22 protein-coding genes are annotated in these 23,500 nt (G+C 67.7%); 16 read left to right on the top strand and 6 right to left on the bottom strand.

All coding sequences use genetic code 11. The annotated features are described in order from the left end of the window. Nucleotides 1-92: 92 nt before the first annotated feature. The 4 genes from ACSFBE_RS01640 to ACSFBE_RS01625 all read right to left on the bottom strand — a co-directional run bounded on the left by ACSFBE_RS01640 (nt 93) and on the right by ACSFBE_RS01625 (nt 5,274). Nucleotides 93-1,676: an ABC transporter substrate-binding protein gene (locus tag ACSFBE_RS01640; protein WP_435488623.1), complete on the bottom strand. Its 1,584-nt coding sequence runs from the start codon at nt 1,674-1,676 to the stop codon at nt 93-95. Between the two features lie 34 nt (nt 1,677-1,710). Next, nucleotides 1,711-2,934 (bottom strand): M20 aminoacylase family protein, encoded by a 1,224-nt coding sequence (locus ACSFBE_RS01635; protein ID WP_435488622.1) that lies wholly within the window; start codon nt 2,932-2,934, stop codon nt 1,711-1,713. Further along, nucleotides 2,934-3,914, bottom strand: coding sequence for an ABC transporter permease (locus tag ACSFBE_RS01630; protein ID WP_435488621.1), 981 nt, complete (start codon nt 3,912-3,914; stop codon nt 2,934-2,936). Before ACSFBE_RS01630 ends, ACSFBE_RS01635 begins: the two co-directional genes overlap by 1 nt. Nucleotides 3,915-4,134: 220 nt before the next feature. Further along, nucleotides 4,135-5,274 carry a porin gene (locus tag ACSFBE_RS01625; protein ID WP_435488620.1) on the bottom strand — a complete coding sequence of 380 codons (1,140 nt, stop codon included), beginning with the start codon at nt 5,272-5,274 and terminating at the stop codon, nt 4,135-4,137. A gap of 240 nt (nt 5,275-5,514) precedes the next feature. Between ACSFBE_RS01625 and coq7 the strand changes: the two genes are divergently transcribed. After that, nucleotides 5,515-6,180, top strand: a complete 666-nt coding sequence (gene coq7, locus ACSFBE_RS01620; RefSeq protein ID WP_435488619.1) for a 2-polyprenyl-3-methyl-6-methoxy-1,4-benzoquinone monooxygenase — start codon at nt 5,515-5,517, stop codon at nt 6,178-6,180. 6 nt (nt 6,181-6,186) lie between these two features. Here coq7 and ACSFBE_RS01615 read toward each other — a convergent pair whose 3' ends face one another. Beyond that, nucleotides 6,187-6,636, bottom strand: a complete 450-nt coding sequence (locus tag ACSFBE_RS01615; RefSeq protein ID WP_435488618.1) for an OsmC family protein — start codon at nt 6,634-6,636, stop codon at nt 6,187-6,189. A gap of 251 nt (nt 6,637-6,887) precedes the next feature. Here ACSFBE_RS01615 and ilvA point away from each other — a divergent pair, with 251 nt between their 5' ends. Further along, the gene (ilvA, locus tag ACSFBE_RS01610; protein ID WP_435488617.1) at nt 6,888-8,441 is read left to right on the top strand and encodes a threonine ammonia-lyase, biosynthetic; all 1,554 of its coding nucleotides are present in this window, start codon (nt 6,888-6,890) and stop codon (nt 8,439-8,441) included. A 12-nt stretch (nt 8,442-8,453) separates the two neighbouring features. Here ilvA and ACSFBE_RS01605 read toward each other — a convergent pair whose 3' ends face one another. Beyond that, entirely contained in the window at nt 8,454-8,945 is a 492-nt protein-coding gene (locus ACSFBE_RS01605; protein ID WP_435488616.1) for a type II secretion system protein N, read from the bottom strand. A gap of 74 nt (nt 8,946-9,019) precedes the next feature. Between ACSFBE_RS01605 and gspG the strand changes: the two genes are divergently transcribed. The 14 genes from gspG to ACSFBE_RS01535 all read left to right on the top strand — a co-directional run bounded on the left by gspG (nt 9,020) and on the right by ACSFBE_RS01535 (nt 23,464). Continuing rightward, nucleotides 9,020-9,460: a type II secretion system major pseudopilin GspG gene (gspG, locus tag ACSFBE_RS01600; RefSeq protein WP_435488615.1), complete on the top strand. Its 441-nt coding sequence runs from the start codon at nt 9,020-9,022 to the stop codon at nt 9,458-9,460. Beyond that, entirely contained in the window at nt 9,435-9,962 is a 528-nt protein-coding gene (locus ACSFBE_RS01595) for a prepilin-type N-terminal cleavage/methylation domain-containing protein (protein WP_435488614.1), read from the top strand. The genes gspG and ACSFBE_RS01595 overlap by 26 nt, the downstream gene beginning before the upstream one ends. Next, a complete protein-coding gene (gene gspI, locus ACSFBE_RS01590; protein WP_435488613.1) occupies nt 9,959-10,360 on the top strand; it encodes a type II secretion system minor pseudopilin GspI in 402 nt (133 codons plus the stop codon). The genes ACSFBE_RS01595 and gspI overlap by 4 nt, the downstream gene beginning before the upstream one ends. A gap of 163 nt (nt 10,361-10,523) precedes the next feature. Next, nucleotides 10,524-11,171 (top strand): PulJ/GspJ family protein, encoded by a 648-nt coding sequence (locus ACSFBE_RS01585; protein WP_435488612.1) that lies wholly within the window; start codon nt 10,524-10,526, stop codon nt 11,169-11,171. Beyond that, entirely contained in the window at nt 11,168-12,229 is a 1,062-nt protein-coding gene (gene gspK / locus ACSFBE_RS01580) for a type II secretion system minor pseudopilin GspK (protein ID WP_435488611.1), read from the top strand. Before ACSFBE_RS01585 ends, gspK begins: the two co-directional genes overlap by 4 nt. 125 nt (nt 12,230-12,354) lie before the next feature. After that, a complete protein-coding gene (gene gspL, locus ACSFBE_RS01575; RefSeq protein ID WP_435488610.1) occupies nt 12,355-13,560 on the top strand; it encodes a type II secretion system protein GspL in 1,206 nt (401 codons plus the stop codon). After that, nucleotides 13,557-14,168: a type II secretion system protein GspM gene (gspM, locus tag ACSFBE_RS01570; protein ID WP_435488609.1), complete on the top strand. Its 612-nt coding sequence runs from the start codon at nt 13,557-13,559 to the stop codon at nt 14,166-14,168. The genes gspL and gspM overlap by 4 nt, the downstream gene beginning before the upstream one ends. A 7-nt stretch (nt 14,169-14,175) precedes the next feature. Beyond that, entirely contained in the window at nt 14,176-14,973 is a 798-nt protein-coding gene (gene gspN, locus ACSFBE_RS01565) for a type II secretion system protein N (protein WP_435488608.1), read from the top strand. A 2-nt stretch (nt 14,974-14,975) separates the two neighbouring features. Then, entirely contained in the window at nt 14,976-17,252 is a 2,277-nt protein-coding gene (gspD, locus tag ACSFBE_RS01560) for a type II secretion system secretin GspD (protein WP_435488607.1), read from the top strand. Nucleotides 17,253-17,278: 26 nt separating this feature from the next. Further along, nucleotides 17,279-18,697, top strand: coding sequence for a type II secretion system ATPase GspE (gene gspE, locus ACSFBE_RS01555; protein WP_435488606.1), 1,419 nt, complete (start codon nt 17,279-17,281; stop codon nt 18,695-18,697). A 1-nt stretch (nt 18,698) separates the two neighbouring features. Continuing rightward, entirely contained in the window at nt 18,699-19,931 is a 1,233-nt protein-coding gene (gene gspF / locus ACSFBE_RS01550; protein ID WP_435488605.1) for a type II secretion system inner membrane protein GspF, read from the top strand. A gap of 2 nt (nt 19,932-19,933) precedes the next feature. After that, a complete protein-coding gene (locus tag ACSFBE_RS01545; RefSeq protein WP_435488604.1) occupies nt 19,934-20,833 on the top strand; it encodes a 5'-nucleotidase in 900 nt (299 codons plus the stop codon). A 181-nt stretch (nt 20,834-21,014) separates the two neighbouring features. Next, a complete protein-coding gene (locus tag ACSFBE_RS01540) occupies nt 21,015-21,191 on the top strand; it encodes a hypothetical protein (RefSeq protein WP_435488603.1) in 177 nt (58 codons plus the stop codon). A gap of 20 nt (nt 21,192-21,211) precedes the next feature. Next, nucleotides 21,212-23,464: a phosphocholine-specific phospholipase C gene (locus ACSFBE_RS01535; protein WP_435488602.1), complete on the top strand. Its 2,253-nt coding sequence runs from the start codon at nt 21,212-21,214 to the stop codon at nt 23,462-23,464. Nucleotides 23,465-23,500: the final 36 nt, after the last annotated feature.

Genomic DNA, 23,500 nt, shown 5'->3' with positions numbered 1-23,500 from the left:
GAAACGCCGCGGAACCGGCTCTGCCGGGCCGCTGGCGTTGCCCCCCTACAGGGGGAGTCCGGCGACACGCAGTGCGCCGGAGCCGAGGGTGGTTACTTGATGCTCATCCACTTGAAGGGCATGTAGTTGTCGGCCATCTGCGTGAGCGACACCTTCTTGCTCACGCCCCAGGCCAACGCCTGTTGATGCAACGGCAGGTGGCCGATGTCGGCGGTGTGCAGGTCGAAGGCTTCCTTGATCATCGCGTCGCGCTTGGGCTTGTCGGTTTCCGACTGGATCTTCTTGGTCAGCTCGTCGACCTTCGGATTGCAGTAGGCGCCCAGGTTGAACTGGCCGCTGCCGGTTTTGTCGTCCGGGCATGCCATCAGCGCGGTCAGCGCGTTGTGCGAGTCGTAGGTCGTCGGGGTCCAGCCCAACAGGTAGAAGCTGGTGTCGCGGCGCAGGATCTTCGGGAAGTAGGTGCCCTTCGTCTCGGCCGCGAGGTTGATCTTCACGCCGATGCGGGCCAGATTGGCGGCGACGGCCTGGCAGATCTGGCCGTCGTTGACATAGCGGTCGTTCGGGCAGTTCATCGTGACTTCGAAGCCGCTCGCGTAGCCGGCGTCGGCCAGCAGCTTCTTGGCCGCTTCCACGTCGTACGGCAGGCGCTTGTCCTGCGCTTCGTTCCAGCCGTTGATGCCGGGGCCGACCATCAGCGCGGTGGGGCGCGAGGCGCCACGCATCACGGTGCGCTGGATGCCGTTGATGTCGATGGCCTGGTAGAAGGCCTGGCGAACCCGCTTGTCCTTGAACGGGTTCTTGCCCTTCACGCTGGAATAGAGCAGTTCATCGCGCTTTTGGTCCATGCCCAGGAAGATGGTGCGCAGTTCCGGGCCGGCGATCACGCGTGCGTTGGGGCTCGAATTGATGCGCGCCACGTCCTGCACCGGCACCGGCTCCATCACGTCGATCTCGCCGGAGACGAGGGCCGCGACACGCGTGGCCGGATTGGCGATCGGCGTGAAGATGATTTCCTGGGCGTTGCCTTCGATCTTGCCCCAGTAGGTGCCGTTGCGAACGAACACGGTGCGCACGTTGGGCTGGCGTTCGCGCACACGGTACGGGCCGGTGCCGTTGGCCTTGAAGGAGGCCGTGTTCTCGATGCCCTTGCGGCGGTCCACGGGCGTCGTTGCCTTGTTCTCCTCGCACCACTTCTTGCTCATGATCATGAGCTGCGTGATGACGTCCGGCAGGATCGGGAATGGGCCCTTGGTCTCGATCTCCACGGCGAAGTCGCCGGCCTTGCGGACCTCCTTGATGTCGGTCGTGTTGGACTTCAGGTCGGAGCCTTCGCCGGCGGCACGGGCAAAGCTGAAGACCACGTCGTCGGCGGTGAACGGCGTGCCGTCATGGAACTGCACGTTCTTGCGCAGTTCGAAACGCCACACGGTGGGCGAGGTCTGCTTCCAGCTGGTCGCCAACAGGGGCGCCACGCTCAGGTCCTTGTTGCGGCCCACCAGCGTTTCGTACACGTTGGCGGTGGTGCTGAGCTGCAGCGATTCGTTGAGCGAATGCGGGTCGAGCGACAGGGCGTCGCCCTGGTTGGCAACGCGGATCGTCTGCGCATTGGCCGTCATGCCGATCGCGCACAGCGCAGACAGGACAGCGGTGGCGAACACGGTGGATTTGAACTTCATGGAAAGACTCCTGACTGCGTTGAAAAAAGAGTGCTCAGGCCGCGTCGAGCGGCATCCCCTGCTCCGCCAGGCCGGCGTGCAGTGCCGCACCGAGCGGCAGGATCTCGTCGTTGAAATCGTATCGGCTGTTGTGCAGCGAAGTGCTGCCGACCCCGCCCGCACCGCCCTGCCCGATGCGCAGGTAGGCACCCGGCTTGACCTGGAGCATGAACGAGAAGTCTTCCGCGCCCATGCTCGGCTCCATGTCGCGGTCGACGTGTTCGGCCCCGAGCAGGCGCTCGGCCACGTCGGCAGCAAAGGCGGCTTCGCGCGGCGTGTTGATCGTGGCCGGGTAGATGCGCTCGTAGTGCACGCTGGCGCTGGCGCCGAAGCCCAGCGCCACGCCACTGCACAGTTCGCTCAACCGGCGCTCGACCAGGTCCTGCACGTCGGGGTTGAAGGTGCGCACGGTGCCCACGAGGGTCGCCTTACCCGGGATCACGCTGAAGGCGCCAAGGTCGCCCGCCTGCATTGCCACCAGGCTCACAACGGCGCTGTCGATCGGCCGCACGTTGCGCGACACCAGGCTCTGCGCGGCGGTGATGATGTGCGCCGACACCAGGACCGGGTCGACCGTCTGGTACGCATGCGCGCCATGGCCGCCGCGGCCCGTGACGTCGATGGTGACGCGGTCGGCGGCCGCCATCATCGCGCCCATGTTGAGGCCGACCGTGCCGGGCCTCATCGAAGGCCAGTTGTGCATGCCGTAGACCGATTGCACCGGGAAACGGTCGAACAGGCCGTCTTCGATCATCACACGCGCGCCGGCAAAACCTTCTTCGCCCGGCTGGAAGATCAGCACGGCGGTGCCGTCGAAATGGCGGGTCTTGGCCAGATAGCGGGCCGCCCCCACCAGCATGGTCGTGTGGCCGTCGTGCCCGCAGCCGTGCATCAGGCCGTGCTTCGACGACTTCCAGGTGAAGTCGTTGTGCTCCGTCATCGGCAGTGCGTCCATGTCGGCGCGCAGGCCGATCATGGCGCCGCGGGTGTCGCGCTGGCCGCGGATCACCGCGACGAAGCCGGTCTTGCCGATGCCTTCGTGGATCTCGTCGACGCCGCAGGCGCGCAAGGCCTCTTTCACGCGGGCGGCGGTGTAGACCTCTTCGAAGCCGAGTTCGGGATGGGCATGAAGCTCGCGCCGCAACGCCGTGAGTTCCGAATGGAACTCGGCGATGTGGGCGAACGCGCGGCCAGTCGGCTTGATGCGTGCGGCCTGCATCAGTGGCCTCCCGCCTTGCCGACGCGCAGCCGCGGATCGACCGCGAAGTACAGCAGGTCCACCACCAGGTTGATCACGACGAAGATCAGTGCGATGAGGCAGAGGTAGGCCGACATCACCGGGATGTCGGCGAAGGTGACCGCCTGGATGAACAGCAGGCCCATGCCGGGCCACTGGAAGACGCTCTCGGTGATGATCGCGAAGGCGATCAGGCCGCCGAGTTGCAGGCCGGTGATGGTCATGACCGGCACCAGCGTGTTCTTCAGTGCATGACCGAAATGGATGGCCCGGTTGCTCAGGCCGCGGGCCCGCGCAAATTTGATGTAGTCGGTGCGCAGCACCTCGAGCATCTCGGCCCGCACCAGCCGCATGATCAGCGTGAGCTGGAAGATGGCCAGCGTGACCGCCGGCAGCACCAGGTGGTGCCAGCCGTCGAGCTTGAAGAGGCCGCTGCTCCACCAGCCAAGCTGCACCGTCTCACCGCGACCGAAGCTTGGGAACCAGCCCAGGTGCACCGCGAAGACCAGGATCAGCAGGATGCCGATCAGAAAGGTCGGCAGCGACACACCCAGCAGCGACAGCGTCATGAAGAACTGGCTCATGAAGGTGCCGCGGCGCAGCGCCGTGTAGACGCCCATCGGAATGCCGATGGCGAGGGCCAGCACCGCCGCCACCAGCGCCAGTTCGAGCGTGGCCGGAAAGCGTTCGCCGATGAGCCGCGACACCTTGGCACCTTGGCGCAGGCTCAAGCCGAACTCGCCTTGGACAGCGTTGGACAGAAAGTGCCAGAACTGCACGAAGAAGGGCTTGTCGAGCCCCAGGTCGGCACGCAACTGGTTGATCTGTTCGGGCCGCGCATCCTGCCCCAGAAGGAACACGACCGGGTCGCCGACGTACTGGAACAACAGGAAGGAAATGAACGCCACCACGACCATCACGATCGCAGCCTGAAACAGGCGACGCAGAACAAAGGCAAGCATTCAGGAAAGGCAGTCCAGCGGAAGAGAAGGAAGGATGCTAACGAGCAAGCGCCATGCCCGCCCCCGGGTCAAGCGCGGTTGACAAGCGACCGCCGTTGCGGTGCACGCGCACCATTGTGGGCAGCACGCAGAAGCGGCACCCCAAAACGAAAAAAGTCGCCCGGCTTGCGCCGGGCGACCTTGGGTTCGTCAACCAATGCTGGCCGAGGCCAGCAAGGGATTAGAACGAGTGACGGATACCGAATTCGTAACCGTTGGAGCCCTTGGCTTCGTTGCCGAGGGTGGCAGCCGTGCCGGTAGCAAAACCAACGCCGTTCAGGCCGTTGCTCGGAGCCGTGACCAGAGCCGAGCCATCCTTGTTGGACGTGTGGGCAACCGTGGCGTACAGCGCGGTGCGCTTCGACAGGTTGTGCACGTAGCCCAGAGCGAACTTGGTGGCGCGCGGGTCATCACCAGGACCGTCGAAGCTGTAACGAGCTTGACCGACGCTAGCGCGGATCAGGCCAGGGCCGACCGGTGCGGTAGCACCAAACAGCCAACCGTTGATCTTCGGCTTGGTCGTGCCAGCGAAGGTCTCGGTTTCAGCGCGAACTTGCGACAGTTCACCGAAGAGCTTCACGACGCCGAGGTCGTAGGAAGCACCCAGGTTGGCGGTCTTGACCTTGGTTTCAGTGGTGATGGAGTCGACAGCCTTGTTTTGACCGTAAGCGACAGCGATGTCCAGCGGGCCGTTGGCGTAGCCGAAGCGACCGCCAGCGTAACGACCTTGCTGCGATTGGAAGCCGGTGCTGCTGCTGACGTTTTCGTCGAAACCGTACATCACTTGGCCGTAGAAACCGCCCAGGTTCGGCGGCAGGAAGTAGCCAACGCTGTTGCTCGAACGGGTGTAGTTCGGGTCCAGGGTGCCAGGGGTGTTGTGCGCCACATTGATGATGTTGGTGCCAACGCCGTTGGTGCCGAACGGATCGAACGTGGTGTCGTTCCAGAAGGTAGGCGTGAAGTCACGACCCAGGCGGACTTCACCGAAACCACCCGACAAGCTCACCGTCGAACGGCGGTTGAAGAAGTTGGCGTTCGAGATGGTGCCCGAATCGTTGCCCAGCGGAGCTTCGAGCCAGAAACCAGCAGCCAGACCGCCACCGAGGTCTTCGGTGCCACGGAAGCCGAGACGGCTCGAGTTGTAGCCACCGTTCATCATGCCGTATTGCTTGCTCTTGGCGGTACCGCCACCAACCAGGTCCGTCTTCGCGTCGCTGTAAGCGATGCCAGCGTCAACGATACCGAACAGGGTCACCGACGACTGAGCCGAGGCGGCACCGGCAGCAGCCAGGACAGCCAGAGCAACTAGGGATTTTTTCATTGCAAGTTTCTCCAAGGTTAAACATAGGGCTCCGGTGCAGAGGGCGCACTGTGCTGGACACTTTGTGCTCCCACCGGACCCCGGGCCAACCTCCTTTTGGGAAGTTGTTGCTATTGCACCAGAGCGGTCGCAGCAGAGCAAAAGAATTCACTTGAAATGTCGCACCGGCCGACCGTTTCGTTGCAGACCCGCAACAAGCCCCCCAGGCCGGCACCCAGACCACCGGCCAAAAAGCCACGCATGCCGGACGGCTCGCTCGACCATCAGAATGGCGGCATGCCCTTTCCGACCGATTCCGTGCTGGTCGCCGCCGATGCGGCCTTGCGCACCCTGTTCTCCAAACCGCACGCCAACCGGCCGATGCCGACCGCGAGCACACCGTCTGCCGACTTGAGCCCTGCCGAAAAGCGGGAGGCCGGCGCCCTGATGCGGGTGAACCATGTCGGAGAGGTCTGTGCCCAAGCGCTTTACACGGCGCAGGCGGCCGTGACGCGGGACCCCGCCCTGCGAGCGCACTTCATGGAGGCGGCCGACGAAGAAACCGACCACCTGGCGTGGACGCGCCAACGATTGGACGAGCTCGACGCCCATCCCTCCCGCCTGAACCCGCTCTGGTATGCGGGCGCCTTCGGCCTCGGCCTGGTGGCCGGGCGGCTCGGCGATGCCCTCAGCCTGGGTTTCGTGGCAGAGACCGAACGCCAGGTGGAGGCGCATCTCGACAGCCACCTGAGCCGGCTGCCCGCCGGGGACAGCTCCTCACGCGCCGTGGTGGCGCAGATGAAGCTGGACGAAGCCCGTCATGCCGCACAGGCCCTGGAAGCCGGCGGGCACGACTTGCCTGCGCCCGCCAAGGCCTTGATGCGCATGGCGGCACGGGTCATGACGACCGTCGCGCACCGCCTCTGAGCATGCTCAGGCTTCGACGAGATCGAAGCTGGTCGTGATCTCCGCTGTCTTGGCCAGCATGATGCTGGCCGAGCAGTAGGTTTCGTGGCTCAGCGCGATGGCGCGCTCGACCGCCGCCGGCGGGATGCCCTTGCCAGCCACGGTGAAATGCATGTGGATCTTGGTGAACACCTTCGGATCGGTCTCGGCTCGCTCGCTCGTCAACTTGACGCTGCAGCGCTCGACTTGGTGCCGGCCGCGCTTGAGGATGAGCACCACGTCGTAGGCGGTACAGCCGCCCGTGCCGGCCAGCACGGTTTCCATCGGGCGCGGCGCCAGGTTACGGCCGCCGTTCTGCGGCTTGGCGGCGTCGGGGGCCCCGTCCATCGACAGGATATGGCCGCTGCCGGTTTCGGCCACGAAGCCCATGGCCGAATGCGTTCCCGCGTTGCCGGTCCAGCTGACTGTGCATTCCATCTTGCAAACTCCGAAGAAGAAAATTTGGCACGCACACCACCGGCCCGTTGCCAATGCCGCTGCGCGCTGTGTGGGAAAAGCATCACTGCTTGTTGCATTGCAGCAAACAGCCGATATACTTTATTTCATCGCGCACTCCAACGAGTGCGCACTGGTTGTCTCCTCCACCCTCTCAATTGGTGGATTTAGCCCCGAGTCGCAAGACTCGGGGCTTTTTTCTTGGCTGCCGGGCCGCCTATCATCGGCAGCCCATGCCCAAGCCACCCGAACCACTCTCCCCCGCCGACTACCTCAAGCGGATCCTCAACGCCCGCGTCTACGACGTGGCCGTCGAGTCGGCCCTGGAACCGGCGCGCGCGCTGAGCGCCCGGCTGGGCAATACGGTCCTTCTTAAGCGGGAAGACCAGCAACCGGTCTTCAGCTTCAAGCTGCGCGGCGCCTACAACAAAATGGCGCAGCTCACGCCGGCACAGTTGGCGCAGGGCGTCATCTGCGCGTCGGCGGGCAATCACGCCCAGGGCGTGGCCCTCAGCGCGCGAACGCTCGGTACCCGCGCCGTGGTCGTGATGCCGGTGACCACCCCGCAGCTGAAGGTCGACGCGGTGCGCGCGCTCGGTGGCGAGGTCGCGTTGTTCGGCGACAGCTATTCCGACGCCCACGCCCACGCCCTCGAACTGCAGACCGCCCAAGGGCTGACCTTCGTGCATCCGTTCGACGATCCGGATGTGATCGCCGGCCAAGGCACCATCGCGATGGAAATCCTGCGCCAACATCAGGGGCGGCTCGACGCGGTGTTCGTGGCGATCGGCGGCGGCGGCCTGATCTCCGGCGTGGCCAACTACATCAAGGCGGTGCGCCCCGAGATCAAGGTGATCGGCGTGCAGATGAACGACTCCGACGCGATGATGCAGTCGGTGGCGGCGCGCGAACGCGTCATGCTGCCGGACGTCGGGCTGTTTTCCGACGGCACCGCGGTGAAGCTCGTTGGCGCGGAAACCTTCCGCATCGCCCGCGAGCTGGTGGACGAATTCATCACCGTCGACACCGACGCGGTCTGCGCCGGCATCAAGGACGTCTTCATCGACACGCGCGGCATCGTCGAGCCCGCCGGCGCCCTGGCCGTGGCGGCGATCAAGCAGTACGTCGAGACGCACGGCACCCGCGGCGAGACCTATGCGGCCATCCTGTGCGGCGCCAACATGAACTTCGACCGGCTGCGCTTCGTGGCCGAACGCGCCGAGGTGGGCGAGGAGCGCGAGGCGCTGTTCGCCGTCACCATTCCCGAGGCACGCGGCAGCTTCCGGCGCTTCTGCGAAGTGGTAGGACAGCTGCCCGGCGCGTCGCGCAGCGTCACGGAGTTCAACTACCGCATCAGCGATGCGAAGGAAGCGCATGTCTTCGTCGGCCTCACGACGACGGTGCGCGGTGAGTCGACCACCATCGCGCAGACCTTCGTGGCGCAGGGCTTCGGCGCCATCGACCTGACGCACGACGAACTGGCCAAGGAACACATTCGCCACATGGTCGGCGGCCGGACCGGCCTGGCGCACGACGAGCGCCTGCTGCGCTTCGTCTTCCCGGAGCGGCCGGGCGCGTTGCTGAAGTTCCTGAGCCTGATGCGGCCGAACTGGAACATCAGCCTGTTCCACTACCGCAACCAGGGCGCGGACTACGGCCGGATCCTGGTCGGCTTGCAGGTACCCGCAGGCGAGCACGGCGCGTTCGAAGAATTCCTGAAGACGCTGGGCTATCCGTACGTCGAAGAAACCGGCAATCCGGTCTACCGGCTGTTCCTGCAGGCCTGAGCCGGCAAGCGCTCAACTGCCCGCGGTGACCGGCGTGGGCGGCGCCGGAATGGCCATCGGCCGCACCGGCAGTTGCAGCGTGAGCGCAACGGGAGCATCGACGCTGGCTCCCAGGGCCGCGCTACGGGTGCCGACGGATTGCAGCACGTAGCCATCCACCAGCTGGCTGCCGACCCGGAACGGGCGCGCCGGCTTGCCGTCCACCGCGATCAGCGCGGCGCCTTGCTGCGCACTGTCGGCCACCACGCCCAGCAAGGCGAACCGGCTGGCGGCCTCGGGGGCGGCGGCGACCTCGGTCTTGGCGGGGACGGCACCGAACATGCGGGCCACGGCCGTCGGGTCGATCGCCGCCACCGGTGCCCGCACCACCGGCGGCGGCGCCTGCGCATCCGATGGCGCGGCCAGCCGCAGCCCCCAGAACACCACGCTCGCGGCCGCCAACGCCCAGAGCAGCAGCGTGGTGGTGGCGACGGGCCAGCGGGGAGATGCGTAGGGAAGCGTCATGAGGCCGGATTATCATGCAGCCTGCGCCGCCTGAGGCGCCTCTTCCACCTCAGAAACGACCGCCCCGCTTGCCCATGTACTCCTCCCGCCGCTCTTTCGCACGCGCCGCCCGCCGCGGCTTCACGCTCATCGAATTGATGGTCGTGCTGGTGATCATCGGCGTGCTCGCCGCACTGATCGTGCCGAACGTGATCGGCCGCGCCGACGACGCGCGCGCCACCGCCGCGAAGACCGACGTCAACAACCTGATGCAGGCGCTGAAGCTCTACCGGCTCGACAACCAGCGCTATCCGACGGCCGAGCAAGGCCTGCAGGCCCTGCTCGCGCGGCCGACCACCGGCCCGGCGGCTCCCAACTGGAAGCCCTACGTCGAGAAGCTCCCGAACGATCCCTGGGGTCGCCCCTATCAGTACCTGAACCCGGGCATCAAGGGCGAGATCGACGTGCTCTCGCTCGGTGCCGACGGCCAGCCCGGCGGCGAAGGCAACAATGCCGACATCGGCAGCTGGCAGTAGCCAGCCCTCGCCCCCCCGCGCCGGGGCCGCGGCACGTCGCCGAAGCGGCGGCCTCCCGATCTGCGGCGGCTTCACGCTGCTTGAACTGCTGGTGGTGATCGCCATCATCGCGATGGCCACGGCCGGTGTCGGCCTGGCGCTGCGCGATTCGGGGCAGGCCACGCTGGAACGTGAAGCCGACCGCCTGTCGGCGCTGCTCGAATCGGCGCGCGCCCAGTCGCGGGCCAGTGGCACGGCGGTGTTCTGGCGACCGACGCCGCAGGGGCCGCGCGGCTTCGTGTTCGACGGCCTGCCGCCGGGCGCGCTGCCCAACGACTGGCTGTCGGAAGGCACCACCGCGCAGCCGGCGATGAACGACGGCCGGCCCGCCACCGCCCTGCAACTGGGGCCGGAACCGATCATCGCGCCGCAGCAGGTGCTGCTCACCAGCGACACGCTGCCGGCACGCACGCTGCGCATCGTCACCGACGGCCTGCGCCCTTTCACCGTGGTGGCGCCATGAGCACCGTCGCGCGCCGCACCGCGCCGGCACGGCCGACGTCTGGCCGAGCCGGTGGCTTCACGCTGATCGAGGTGCTGGTGGCCCTGGCCATCGTGGCCATCGCGCTGGCTGCCGGCACGCAGGCCACCTCCGCGCTGACCCGCAATGCGCAGCGGCAGACCGACGTCATGCTGGCGCAGCTCTGTGCCGAGAACGAGCTGGTGAAGGCACGGCTCGCGCCGCAGATGCCGGCGGTCGGTGATGGCACGCTGGTCTGCACCCAGGCCGGCATGGCCTTCGCCGTCACGGTGTCGACCACGCAGACACTCAACCCCAGTTTCCGGCGCGTGGACGTGCGGGTGCGCGATGCCGCCGATGCACCGATTCTCCAGGTGTCCACCGTGGTCGGGCGGTACTGAAATGAAGCACCCCCGAAGCGCCTGCGGCGCCGCCCCCTCGAGGGGGCGATACCAGCGGCCCGGCGAAGCCGGTTCCGCGGTATCTCTGGTATTTGGCGGCGCCGATTCATCGGCTGCGGGTCTCAGGTGTCGTGGGGGGCACGACGGCATGGCGAGAACTGACATGCGCCGTCGCCATGTCCTCGGATTCACGCTCATCGAGCTCATGGTCGCGATCGCGGCCATGGCGCTGCTGGCGCTCATGAGCTGGCGCGGCATCGAAGGCATGACCCGTTCGCAGGCCATCACCCAGGCGCGCGGCGACACGGTGCTCACGCTGCAGACCACGCTGTCGCAATGGTCGACCGACCTCGACGCGATGGTGGCGCTCACCCAGCTGCAGCCGATCGACTGGAACGGCCGCGTGCTGCGCCTCACCCGGCGCAGCACCGACAGCCAGCAGGCGGCCGTCTACGTCGTCGCCTGGGCGCTGCGCACCGACACGGCGACCGGCACGCAATGGCGACGCTGGCAATCGCCCCCGGTCGTGACCCGCGCCGAATGGCAGCAGGCCTGGGAACGCGCCGCGGCGTGGGCGCAGGACGGCGCAACCAGCGCCGGTGGCGCCGAGCTCACGCTGATGCCGCTGGAGGGCTGGCAACTGGCCTACTTCCGCAACGGCGCGTGGTCCACCGCGGCGGGCGCCGAGAACACCGCGAACCCGATTCCCGACGGGATTCGCCTGGTGCTGAGCCTGCCACCCGGCCCCGGTCTGGCCGGCGTGCTGACGCGCGACTGGGTGCGGCCGACCGCCGTGGTGCCCAAGTCATGAGCGAACCCTGCCGTCACCGCCGCCACGCGCTAGTGCGCTCAGGCGCACGCCAAGCCGGCGCCGCGCTGCTGGCCGCCATGCTCACCGTGACGCTGGTCGCCACCTTCGCCGCGGCGGCGCTCTGGCAGCAATGGCGCGCGGTCGAGGTGGAGTCGGCGGAGCGGGCGCGGGTGCAGGCGGCCTGGGTGCTGATCGGCGCGCTCGACTGGTCGCGCCTCATCCTGCTCGAAGACGGCCGCCCCGGCCGCGGCGGCGACGCGACCGACAATCTGACGGAGCCGTGGGCGGTGCCACTCGAGGAAGCCCGGCTGTCGAGCTTCCTGGCGGCCGAGAAGAATGTCTCGAGCGACGCGCTGGAAGGCCTGCCGGACGCCTTTCTCTCCGGCCGCATCGTGGACGCGCAATCCAAGCTCAACGTGATGAACCTCGTGCACGGGGGCAAGGCGGTGCCGGCCGCAGTGGAGGCGTTCACCAGGCTCTTCGGCCACCTCGGGCTGCCGACGCAGGAAGTGGCGGTGATGACGGCCGCGCTGGTGCGGGCCAATCCGCCGCTGGCCGACCCGGCGGCCCCCGGCGGCGCGGCCGTCGTCACCGCCCCCAGCGACAACGGCACGGCACCGCTGATTCCGCAACAACTGTCTCAAATTGTCTGGCTCGGCGTGTCGCGCAGCACGGCCGTCGCGCTGGAGTCTTACGCGACCGTGCTACCGGCCCGGACCACGCTCAACATCAACACCGCCAGCGCCGAGGCGCTGTTTGCCGCCGTGCCACAACTCGACCTAGCCGGCGCCCGTCGCCTGGTGACGCAGCGCGCCAGCGGCTACTTCAAGTCGGCCGACGCGGCCCTGCCACCCATCGGTTCCACGAGCTTCACGACGACCAACCTGGGCGTGGCAACCAACTACTTCGAAGTGCACGGCCGCTTGCGCCTTGAGAACCATTGGGTGGACGAACACTCGCTGGTCTGGCGCAACAGCGGCAAACTCACCATCCTCTGGCGCGAACGTGGTGCCGGCACCACGGTCTTGCCCGCCAAAGCCGGCGCTGGAACGTTCTGACACAGTTTTCAGGTAAAAAACCGTGGCAAGCTGCGCCTGGATTGCCTGGATTGCTATCAACTCCATAGCATTTTCCGCCCGATCGACTCCTACAATAGCGACCCCTCCCTTCACCCTGCCCATTCATGCCGCTGCTCATCGTCACCCTCCCTCCCCCTCCGGCCCCGGCCGGTGGCGAGTTCGGCTGGGTGATGTGGTCCAGCGATGGCCGCAAATACCGCTCGCGCGGCAGTGCCCTGGCCTCGCTGCTGCCCACGAGCGATGAAGTCACCCTCGCGCTGCCGGCGGCCGCGCTGTCCTGGCACCAGGTCACCCTGCCGCAGGGCAGCCTGAACGGCGCGACGCGGTTGCGCGCCGTGCTCAACGGCATGCTCGAAGACCGGCTGCTCGACGAGCCCGACAACCTGCATTTCGCGCTCGAGCCCGATGCCGCCGTCGGCAAACCGGTCTGGGTGGTTGCCTGCAACCGCGCCTGGGTGCGCGGCGCGGTGCAGACCCTCGAGGCGGCCGGTCGACGCGTCAACCGCATCGTTCCCGAATTCGCGCCGCAGACGGCCGGCACACCGCCGATGGTGTTCGCCACCGGCGACGCTGACGAAGCCTTCGTGACGGTGTGCGACGCGCAGGGCGTGCTCACGCTGCCGCTCGACAGCGCCGGGATCGCGGCGCTGGGCACATTGCCCGAAGGCGCGAACGCGCTGGCCGAACCCGCCGTGGCCGAGCTGGCCGAAAGCCTGCTCGGGCGGCCGGTGCCGATCGTGAAGCCGGCGGTGCGTTGGCTCGAAACCACGCGCACCGGCTGGGACCTGGCGCAGTTCGATCTGGCCTCCAGCGGTCGCGCGCGCGCCGGCAAGAGGGCCGGTGCCATCGCGCAGTCGCTCTGGCGCGCGCCGCAGTGGCGGGCGGCGCGCTGGGGCGCCCTGCTGCTGGTACTGGCGCAGCTCATTGGGGTCAACGCCTGGGCCTGGAAGGAACGCAATGCGCTCGAGGCCAAGCGCGGCACCATCCGCAGCATCCTGGCGCAGACCTTCCCTTCAGTGCAGATCTACGAGCCGCAGGTGCAGATGACGCGCGAAGTCGCGGCGCTGCAGCAGGCCACCGGCGGCGTTTCGGCCGCCGACCTGGAGCCGATGCTCGCTGCGCTGGCCGCCAGTCTGCCGCCCGGCAAGCTGCCGACCGCCATCGACTACAGCGCCGGCCAGCTGCGACTGCGCGGCCTGGGTCTCGGCATGGCCGATACCAGTACGCTGTCGACCACGCTCGCATCGCGCGGCTACAACGCGCGCAGCGAAGGCGACCTCCTGCTGGTGCAGGCCGAGGGCGCTCGATGAACGCCTGGATCGAAGCCCTGCAAGCGCGCTGGGAGGCCTGGTGGCCGGAACTCGCCCCGCGCGAACAGCGCATGGTCATCGTCGCCGGCGCCCTGGTGCTGCTGGCGTTGCTCTGGTGGGTGGCGCTGGCACCGGCGCTGCGCACGCTCGCCAGTGCGCCGGCCGCCCATGCCGAACTCGATGCGCAGCTGCAGCAGATGACGGCGCTGCAGATCCAGGCCAAGGCCCTGCAGGCCCAGCCGCGGGCCAACCGCGAAGACTCGCTGCGCGCGCTCGAGACCTCGGTGCGCCAGGGCCTGGGCCCGAACGCCCAGATCCAGGTGGCGGGCGCCGGCGCTGGCGAAGGTGTACTGGTCACGCTGCGGTCGACGCCGGCCGATAGCGTCGCGCAATGGCTGGCGCAGGCACGCGGCAATGCCCGCGCCGTGCCGCGCGAAGTGCACCTGACGCGCACGCAAGGCGGCGCGCAGGGGACGGTGCGCGCACCGGCCGCGCCGGTCACGGCCTTCCCGAGCGGGCCCGGTGTGGCCAATGCAGCCGCAGCGGCCGCCGCCGACACGCGCGCGCGCTGGGACGGCACGCTGGTCATGAACCTGCCGGCGCGCTGAAGTACCCATGGCCACCGCCACCGCTCCACAATCTCCCGGCTCCCACGGTTGGCGATGGGCATTGTTCGGCCTGGTGGTCGGCGCCGCCGTTGCGCTGGCGGTCTATGCGCCGGCGCGCTGGGTGGCCGGCCTGCTGGCAAGCGCCACGGGCGACCGCCTGCAGCTGATCAACGCCCGCGGCACGGTCTGGAACGGCACGGCCGGGGTGGTGTTCTCCAGCGGCGCCACCGGGGCCGAGGCGATCTCGCTGCCCGGCACGCTCGGCTGGACCCTGCGCCCGCGCTGGGGCGCGCTGGACGCCACCCTGCAGCTGCCATGCTGCGCACCGCAACCGCTGCGCCTGTTCGCGCGCCCGTATGTCGACGGCGTGCAGCTCGACTGGCGCGACGGCCGTTCGCGCTGGCCCGCGGCACTGCTCAGCGGCTTCGGCGCGCCGTGGAACACGCTCAAGCCCGAAGGCATGCTCGACCTGGCCACGCAAGGCCTGGTCATGGAATTTCGCGGCGAGCAGCTCGGCCTCACCGGCCACGCCACGCTCGACGCCACCGACATCTCCTCCAGTCTCTCCACGCTGCGGCCGATGGGCAGCTATCGCATCACCGTCGACGGCGGCCCGACGCCGACGCTTCTGCTCACCACCCGCGAAGGCAGCCTGCAGCTCAACGGCAGCGGGCGCTGGAACGGCCGCGCCATGCGCTTCGACGGCGAAGCCAGCGCGGCACCGGGCCGCGAGGACGCACTGTCGAACTTGTTGAACATCATCGGGCGGCGCCAGGGGGCGCGCTCGCTCATCACACTGGGTTGACCATGAAGCCATTCCCCTCCTTCGGCACGCGCCTCGGCCTCGTTGCACTCGCGGCGCAGCTGCTGCTGAGCACCGGCATCCCGACCACGGCTTTCGCCCAGGACGGCGCACCGCGTCGCGGCGAACCGATCACGCTGAACTTCAGCAACGCCGAAATCGAATCGGTGGCGCGCACCATGGCCGTGATCACCGGCCGCGATGTGGTCGTCGACCCGCGCGTCAAGGGCACGATCAACCTGCAGACCGACCGCGCCATCGCGCCGGCCGCCGCCTTCAACCAATTCGCCGCCGCCCTGCGCCTGCAAGGCTTCGCGATCGTTCAGGCCGACGGCCTCTACAAGGTGGTGCCCGAGGCCGACGCCAAGCTGCAGAGCAGCGCCGTCACCACCTCGATCGGTGCCGCGGCCAACCTGAGCGGCAACCAGATCGTCACGCAGGTCTTCAAGCTCAACTACGAGGCGGCCAACAACCTGCTGCCGGTGCTGCGTCCGCTGATCGCGCCGAACAACACCATCAACGTGAACCCCGGCAACAACTCGCTGGTGATCACCGACTACGCCGAGAACATGCGGCGGCTGGCGCGCATCATCGCTGCGCTCGACGTGCCCAACGCCTCGGACATCGAGGTCATCCCGCTCAAGTATTCGATCGCCACCGACATGGTGCCGCTGGTGACGCGGCTGATCGAAGGCGGCAGCGGTACCGGCCCGGCGGCCGCCGCAGCCGGCACCGCCGATGCGACCTTCCGCACCACCCTGCTGGCCGACCCGCGCAGCAATTCGCTGATCCTGCGCGCCGCCAACCCGGCCCGCGCGCAACTGGTGCGCACGCTGGTCGCCAAGCTGGACCGGGCGCCCGAAGCGGGCGGCAACGGCGAGGCCGGCAACATCTACGTCGTCTACCTGAAGAACGCCGATGCGGCGAAGCTCGCCACGACGCTGCGCGCGGCCATGTCGAGCGAGGCGCGCGGCGGCTCGGGCACGAACACCGGCGGCGCCAATGCCTTCGGCGGCGCCGGCACGCAGCAGCAGCAGCAACAACCCACCAACCTGAACCAGAACCAGCAGGGCATGAGCGGCGGACTCAGCAGCGCCGCCACGGCACCGCTGAACAACAACAACCAGCCGTCCACCGGCGGCCAGATCCAGGCCGATCCGACGACCAACTCGCTGATCATCACGGCGTCGGAACCGCAGTACCGCCAGTTGCGCGCGGTGATCGACCGGCTCGACGGCCGGCGCGCGCAGGTGATGGTCGAAAGCCTGATCATCGAGGTCAATGCCAACAAGGCGGCCGAGTTCGGCGTCCAGTGGCAGACCGCCATCGGCGCCACCGGTGCGGTGGGCAGCAACTCGAGCTTGGCGGGGGCCAACATCTTCAACCTGAGTCCGGCCACCTCGGGCACCGGCGTGGCGCAGCAGCCGTCGAGTGGCTTCAACATCGGCCTGGGCACCACGATCGCCGGCGGCAACGTGCTGGGCCTGGTGGCGCGGGCGCTGCAAAGCAATGGCGAAGGCAACGTGCTGTCGACGCCCAACCTGCTCACGCTGGACAACGAGGAAGCCAAGATCGTGATCGGCCAGAACGTGCCCTTCCCCACCGGCCAGTACGCCAGCACCAACGGCAACACCTCCACCGTCAACCCATTCACCACGGTCGAGCGCAAGGATGTGGGCCTGACGCTGCGCGTGAAGCCGCAGATCAACGAGAACGGCACGATCAAGTTGCAGATCTTCCAGGAGGTCTCGAACGTCGATCCTGCTTCGCGAAGCGACGTGAATGGCCCCACCACCAACAAGCGCAGCATCGAATCGAACGTGCTGGTGGAAGACGGCAGCATCGTGATGCTCGGCGGTTTGCTGCAGGACGACTACACCGGCGGGACCGAGAAGGTGCCCCTGCTGGGCGACGTACCGATCCTGGGCAACCTGTTCAAGAGCGAGATTCGACGCCGCACGAAGACGAACCTGATGATCTTCCTGCGGCCGGTCGTGATGCGCGACGGCCAAAGCGCCAATGCCTTCGCAGCCGACCGCTACGACGCGATCCGCACGATGCAGCAGACCACGCAGCCCGAGAACAGCTTCGTCCTGCGCGGCGTGTCCGAGTCGGCCGTCCTGCCGCCATTGCCCGCGTCGGTCGACGGCGATCGCCGCATCGAAGGCACGCGCCTGATTCCTCCGCCACTGGCACCGGCCAGCTCGCAGCTCGGTTCGAGCCCACTCAAAGGCGCCATGCCGCCGACGGCCGACCCCACCAGCAAACGCGAACTGCCCTGAGAACGCCGCCGAGCCGACGAGCCGCAATGCGCTACCCCCTGCCCTACGCCTTTGCGCGTGCCCAACAACTGCTTCTGGAAGAGGCCGACGACGGCAGCAGCACGCTGTTCATGCCACCGACGCCGCCGCGCAGCGCCCTGAGCGAGGTGTCGCGGCGCTTCACCATCAAGGCCTTCGAGCCGCTGCCGGCCGACCAGCTGGCGCAGCGCATCAGCGCGGCCTATGCCAAGGGCGAATCGAACGCTGCGACGGTGGTGAGCGAGGTGCAGGGTGAGGCCGACCTGTCGCGCATGATGCAGGAGCTGCCGGCCGTCGAAGACTTGCTCGAATCGGCCGGCGACGCGCCCATCATCCGCATGCTCAATGCGTTGCTGACCCAGGCCGCGCGCGACGGTGCCAGCGACATCCACATCGAACCCTACGAGCGCACGTCGTCGGTGCGCTTTCGCATCGACGGCACGCTGCGCGAGGTGGTGCAGCCCAACCGCGCGCTACACGCCGCGCTGATCTCTCGGCTGAAGATCATGGCCGACCTCGACATCGCCGAGAAGCGCCTGCCGCAGGACGGCCGCATTTCACTGCGCATCGGTACCCGCGCGGTCGACGTGCGCGTGTCGACGCTGCCCAGCGCGCACGGCGAACGCGCGGTGCTGCGCCTGCTGGACAAGAATGAAAGCAAGCTCACGCTCGAATCGGTGGGCATGCTGGGCGACACGCTCGAGCGCTTCGAGACCTTGATATCCCAGCCACACGGCATCATCCTGGTGACCGGCCCGACCGGCTCGGGCAAGACCACCACGCTGTATTCGGCGCTGGCCCGACTCGATGCCAGCCGCAGCAACATCATGACCGTCGAGGACCCGATCGAGTACGAACTCGCGGGCGTCGGCCAGACCCAGGTCAACGCGAAGATCGAACTCACCTTCGCCAAGGCCCTGCGCGCCATCCTGCGGCAGGACCCGGACGTCATCATGATCGGCGAAATCCGCGACTTCGAGACCGCGCAGATCGCCATCCAGGCCTCGCTCACCGGCCACCTGGTGCTGGCCACCTTGCACACCAACGACTCGGTCAGTGCCGTCACCCGGCTGACCGACATGGGCGTCGAGCCCTTCCTCTTGAGCTCATCGCTGCTGGGCGTGCTGGCACAGCGGCTGGTGCGCAAGCTCTGCCCGGTGTGCGCCGCCCGCGGCGACAACGGCGAATTCGCACCGGTGGGTTGCGACACCTGCGGACAGACGGGGTACCAGGGCCGCACCGGCATCTTCGAGCTGCTGGTGGCCGACGATGCGGTGCAATCGCTGATCCACAGCCGCGCACCCGAGAGCCAGATCTTCGTCGCCGCCGAACGCGGCGGCCTGCGCTCGATGCGCGAAGACGGCGAACGCCTGGTGCAGGCGGGCGTCACCTCGCGTGCCGAGTTGATGCGCGTGACCCGAGACTGACGTGCCCGCCTATTCCTTCGAGGCCATCGACAACCAGGGCAACCCGCGCAAGGGGGTGCTCGAGGCCGACACCGCACGCAATGCGCGCGGCATGCTGCGTGCGCAGAAGCTCATCCCGCTGGCCGTCACCGTCGTCGGCAACGCCGCCGCGCAGCGCAAGGAGAGCGGAGGCTGGCGCCGTTTCATCGGCGGCGGGCGTGCGTTCAGCACCACCGAACTGGCCGTGTGGACGCGGCAGATCGCCGGCCTGGTGTCGTCCGGACTGCCGCTGGAACGCGCACTCACCGCGCTGACCGACGAGGCCGAACGCGAACAGCAGCGCAACCTGGTGGCGTCGCTGCGCGCGGAGGTCAATGCGGGCTCGCCCTTCGCGCGTGCGCTGTCGCAGCACCCGCGCGAGTTCTCGCCCATCTACACCGCCGTCATCGGCGCTGGCGAACACAGCGGCAACCTGGGCCTGGTGCTCGAGCGCCTGGCCGACGACCTGGAGCAGCGCCAGGCACTGCAGCAAAAGCTCGTCGGTGCAGCGCTGTACCCAGCCATCGTGACGCTGGTGGCGATCGTCATCGTGATCTTCCTGGTGAGCTATGTGGTGCCGCAGGTGGCCAACGTGTTCGCCGGCACCAAGCGCGCGCTGCCTTTCCTCACCGTCGCGATGCTGGCCATCAGCGACTTCGTGCGCAACTACGGATGGGCGATGCTGATCGTCATCGTGGTCGGCGTGGTGGCGATGCGCACCGCGCTCACGCGACCGGCCTTCCGCGAGAAGTTCGATGCGGCCTGGCTCGAGCTGCCGCTGGTCGGCAAGCTGGCGCGCGGCTACAACGCGGCGCGCTTCGCCAGCACGCTCGCGATGCTGGCGACTGCCGGCGTGCCGATCCTGCGCGCGCTGCAGGCCGCCGCCGAAACGCTGGGCAACCGCGCCATGCGCGCCGATGCGCTCGATGCGCTGGTGCTGGTGCGCGAAGGCGCACCGCTGGCCTCGGCGCTGGCGCAGAAGAAGCGCTTTCCCGGCATCGTCTCGATGTTCGCGCGCCTGGGCGAACAGACCGGCACGCTGCCGCTGATGCTGCAGCGCGCCGCCAACCAGCTCGGCGCCGAGGTGCAGCGCCGCGCGATGCACATGGCGACCATCCTCGAACCCTTGCTGATCGTCGGCATGGGCGGCGTGGTGATGCTGATCGTGCTGGCAGTGCTGATGCCGATCATTCAGCTCAATCAGTTCGTGAAGTAACCATGGCGGCGACGCTCGCAGACAAGCTGGTCATTGCGATCTCGTCGCGCGCCCTCTTCGACTTCGAAGAAGAGAATCGCATTTTCAATTTGAAGGATCCCCGGCCCTACATGCAACTGCAGCAGGAGCGGCTGAAGGTCCCGGCCAAGCCAGGCGTCGCTTTCTCGCTGGTGCAGAAGCTGCTGCACTTCAATCGAGGCAGCGCGCGGCGCGTCGAAGTCGTCATGCTGTCTCGCAACGACCCTGTGAGCGCATTGCGTATCTTCCACTCGGCTACCAACGCCGGCCTCGAGCTCGAACGCGGGGTGTTCACGCAAGGCCGCGATCCGTTCAGATACCTGCGTCCCCTTGGCGCGCACCTCTTTCTTTCTGCGAACGAGAAGGATGTCAGCGAAGCTCTGCGGCTCGGTTTCCCAGCGGCTCGCGTGCTCACCGAATCCGTTGCCGCTGGCATCAACTATCCCGACGAACTGCGCATCGCCTTCGACGGCGATGCAGTGCTTTTCTCCGATGAGGCAGAACGCGTCTATCAAGCCGAGGGACTGGCGGCCTTTCAGACGCACGAGCTAACAAAGGCAGCACTCCCGCTGTCCGGCGGGCCGTTTAAGCCACTCCTCGTAGCGCTTCATCAGCTTCAGCAGCAGGCGGACGTCTCCGGCATGCGAATCCGAACGGCACTGGTCACTGCGCGGAGCGCGCCTGCCCACGAACGCGCCATCAATACGTTGATGAACTGGGGCCTGGCGGTCGACGAGGCCATGTTCCTGGGCGGGCTGGAAAAGGGTCCGTTCCTGCGCGAATTCGAACCCGACTTTTTCTTCGACGACCAGACCGGCCACGTCGATGCCGCCGCGCGCCACGTGCCCTCGGGCCACGTGTCGAGCGGCATCAGCAACCCCTGACGCGCCGCCGCCGGTGCGCTCGCCGCGCCTGCGCCGTCACGGCCGCGCCTTGTGGCCGTCATCGGCACTTCATGGCCGCGTCATGTCGGGTCCCTAGCCTTGGCGGTCCGATGCGCGCGCCCTTTGGCGGTGCCGCACTCCGACCACAACAAGCGCGAATTCGAGCGCCACGTCCACTGCCATGCCCCACGCCGACCGTCTTTCTCCGCGCGCTGCGCGCCATCTCGTGCTCGCACTCCTGACCTGCGCGCTTGTTGCCTGCGGTGGCGGCGACAGCAGCCCGGGCTCGCCCGCCACACCGACCCAACCTGCGACGCCCGACACCACCGTCAAGCCCGAGATGCGCTGCGCGCCCTGACCCTGCCTCCCAGAACGACCATGACCTCACGACGCAACTTCCTGCGCGGCTCCGCTTCGGCCGGCATCGCCGCCGCCACGCTCGCCGCCTTCCCGCCTGCCATTCGCCGCGCACTCGCCATCCCCGCCAACAACAAGACCGGCACGATCAACGACGTCGAACACGTCGTGATCCTGATGCAGGAGAACCGCGCCTTTGACCACTATTTCGGCACACTGGGTGGTGTGCGTGGTTTCGGCGACCGCTTCACGATCCCGCTGCCCAAGGGCATGAACGTCTGGCAGCAAAGCGATGCCAGCGGCACGCCGATCTACCCCTTCCACCTCGATGGGACGAAGGGCAATGCGCAACGTGCGAACGGCACACCGCACGAATGGAACGACAGTCAGGACGCCTGGGATGGAGGGCGCATGTACCAGTGGCCGCGCTACAAGAACCCCATTTCCATGGGCTACTTCGAGGAAGGCGAGATCCCGTTCCAGTTCGCTTTGGCGAATGCTTTCACGCTCTGCGACGCCTACCACTGCGCGATGCACACCGGCACCGACGCCAATCGGTCCTTCCATATCACCGGCACCAACGGGGCGGGACCCACGAGCACGGCCTTCGTCGACAACGAGTGGGACTGGATCGACGGACGGGCGGCCTCCGTCAACACCGGCTACACCTGGAAGACTTACGCCGAGCGCCTCGAAGAAGCCGGTGTCAGCTGGATCAGCTACCAGAACATGCCCGATGAATGGGGCGACAACATGTTGGGCGCATTCCGGAAGTTTCGGCAAGCCAACATCGCCTCGGGCTTTCCGGTGTCCAGCGGCGGCGAGCCCAACAGTGCCTACGCGAGCACCGGCCAAGCGCTTCCCTACAAGGCCTACGACGCGGCCACCGACAACGCGAACAACCCGCTGTACAAGGGCGTGGCCAACACATTGCCCGGCACGCAGCCCGAACAGTACCTCGACGCCTTCAAGCGCGACATCCGCGAAGGCAAGCTGCCACAGGTGTCGTGGATGAACGCGCCGTCGATCTATTGCGAGCATCCTGGCCCATCGAGCCCGGTGCAGGGCGCGTGGTTCCTCCAGGAGGTGCTGAACGCACTGACGGCCGTGCCCGAGGTGTGGAGCAAGACCGTGCTGCTGGTGAACTTCGACGAGAACGACGGCTACTTCGACCATGTGCCCTCGCCGTCGGCACCGTCGCCGGACGGTAACGGCGGTTATGCGGGCAGGACCACGATGCCCGCCGCCGACCTGGGCGTCGAGTACTTCACCCATCAACGGCCGTTGGGCAGCAGCGCCACCAAGCAGCCGGTGCCCGACGGCCGGGTGTACGGCCCCGGCCCGCGCGTGCCGATGTTCGTCATCTCGCCCTGGAGCCGCGGCGGCTGGGTCAATTCTCAGGTGTTCGACCACACCTCGGTGCTGCGCTTCCTCGAGACCCGTTTCGGCGTGCAGGAGCCGAACATCAGCCCTTACCGCCGAGCGGTCTGCGGTGACCTCACCACCGCCTTCAACTTCGCGACGCCCAACAGCGAACAGCTGCCGGTACTGACCGGCCGCAAGAGCAAGGCCGAGGCCGACACGCTGCGCACGCAGCAGGAGGCGCTCCCGCAGGTCACGCCACCGACAACGCAGCTGCTGCCACGCCAGGCCACCGGCACGCGGCCGTCGCGCGCCCTGCCCTACGAACTGCACGTGAGCGCGCGCAGCGACACCGTGGCCGGCACGATGCGCCTGCTGTTCGCCAACACCGGCAAGGCCGCCGCCGTGTTCCATGTCTACGACCAGCTGCACCTCGACCGCCTGCCGCGCCGCTTCATGGTGGAACCGGGCAAGACGCTGGACGACAGCTGGGCCGCGATGGCCGACGACGCGGGCCGCTACGACCTGTGGGTGCTCGGCCCGAACGGCTTCCACCGAGCGTTCAAGGGCGACCTGAACACGCTGCGTGCCGCTGGCGCGGCATCGCCCGAGGTGCGCGTCTGCTACGACATCGCCAACGGCAACGTCTACCTCACGATGATGAATGCGGGCCAGAGGCCGGCCAGCTTCACGGTGCGTGCCAAGGCCTACCGCAACGACGGACCGTGGACCGTCACGGTGCCGGCGGGCGGCTCGATCGACCAGCATTGGGACCTCGCCGACAGTGGTCAGTGGTACGACTTCGTCGTGAGCTGTGACAGCGACGCGCGCTACCAGCGCCGCTTCGCCGGCCGCGTCGAGACCGGCAAGCACACGGTGAGCGATCCGGCACTCGGACTGGGCGACCTCTGAGCGACGGCTTAAGCCGCGCCTAAGCGAAGCCGCGGG

It is taken from the genome of Variovorax sucrosi (genome assembly GCF_051216635.1).
Taxonomy (GTDB): Bacteria; Pseudomonadota; Gammaproteobacteria; order Burkholderiales; family Burkholderiaceae_C; genus Variovorax.
Note: the sequence above shows the minus strand (reverse complement) of the source record. Positions and strands in the feature narration are given on the sequence as shown.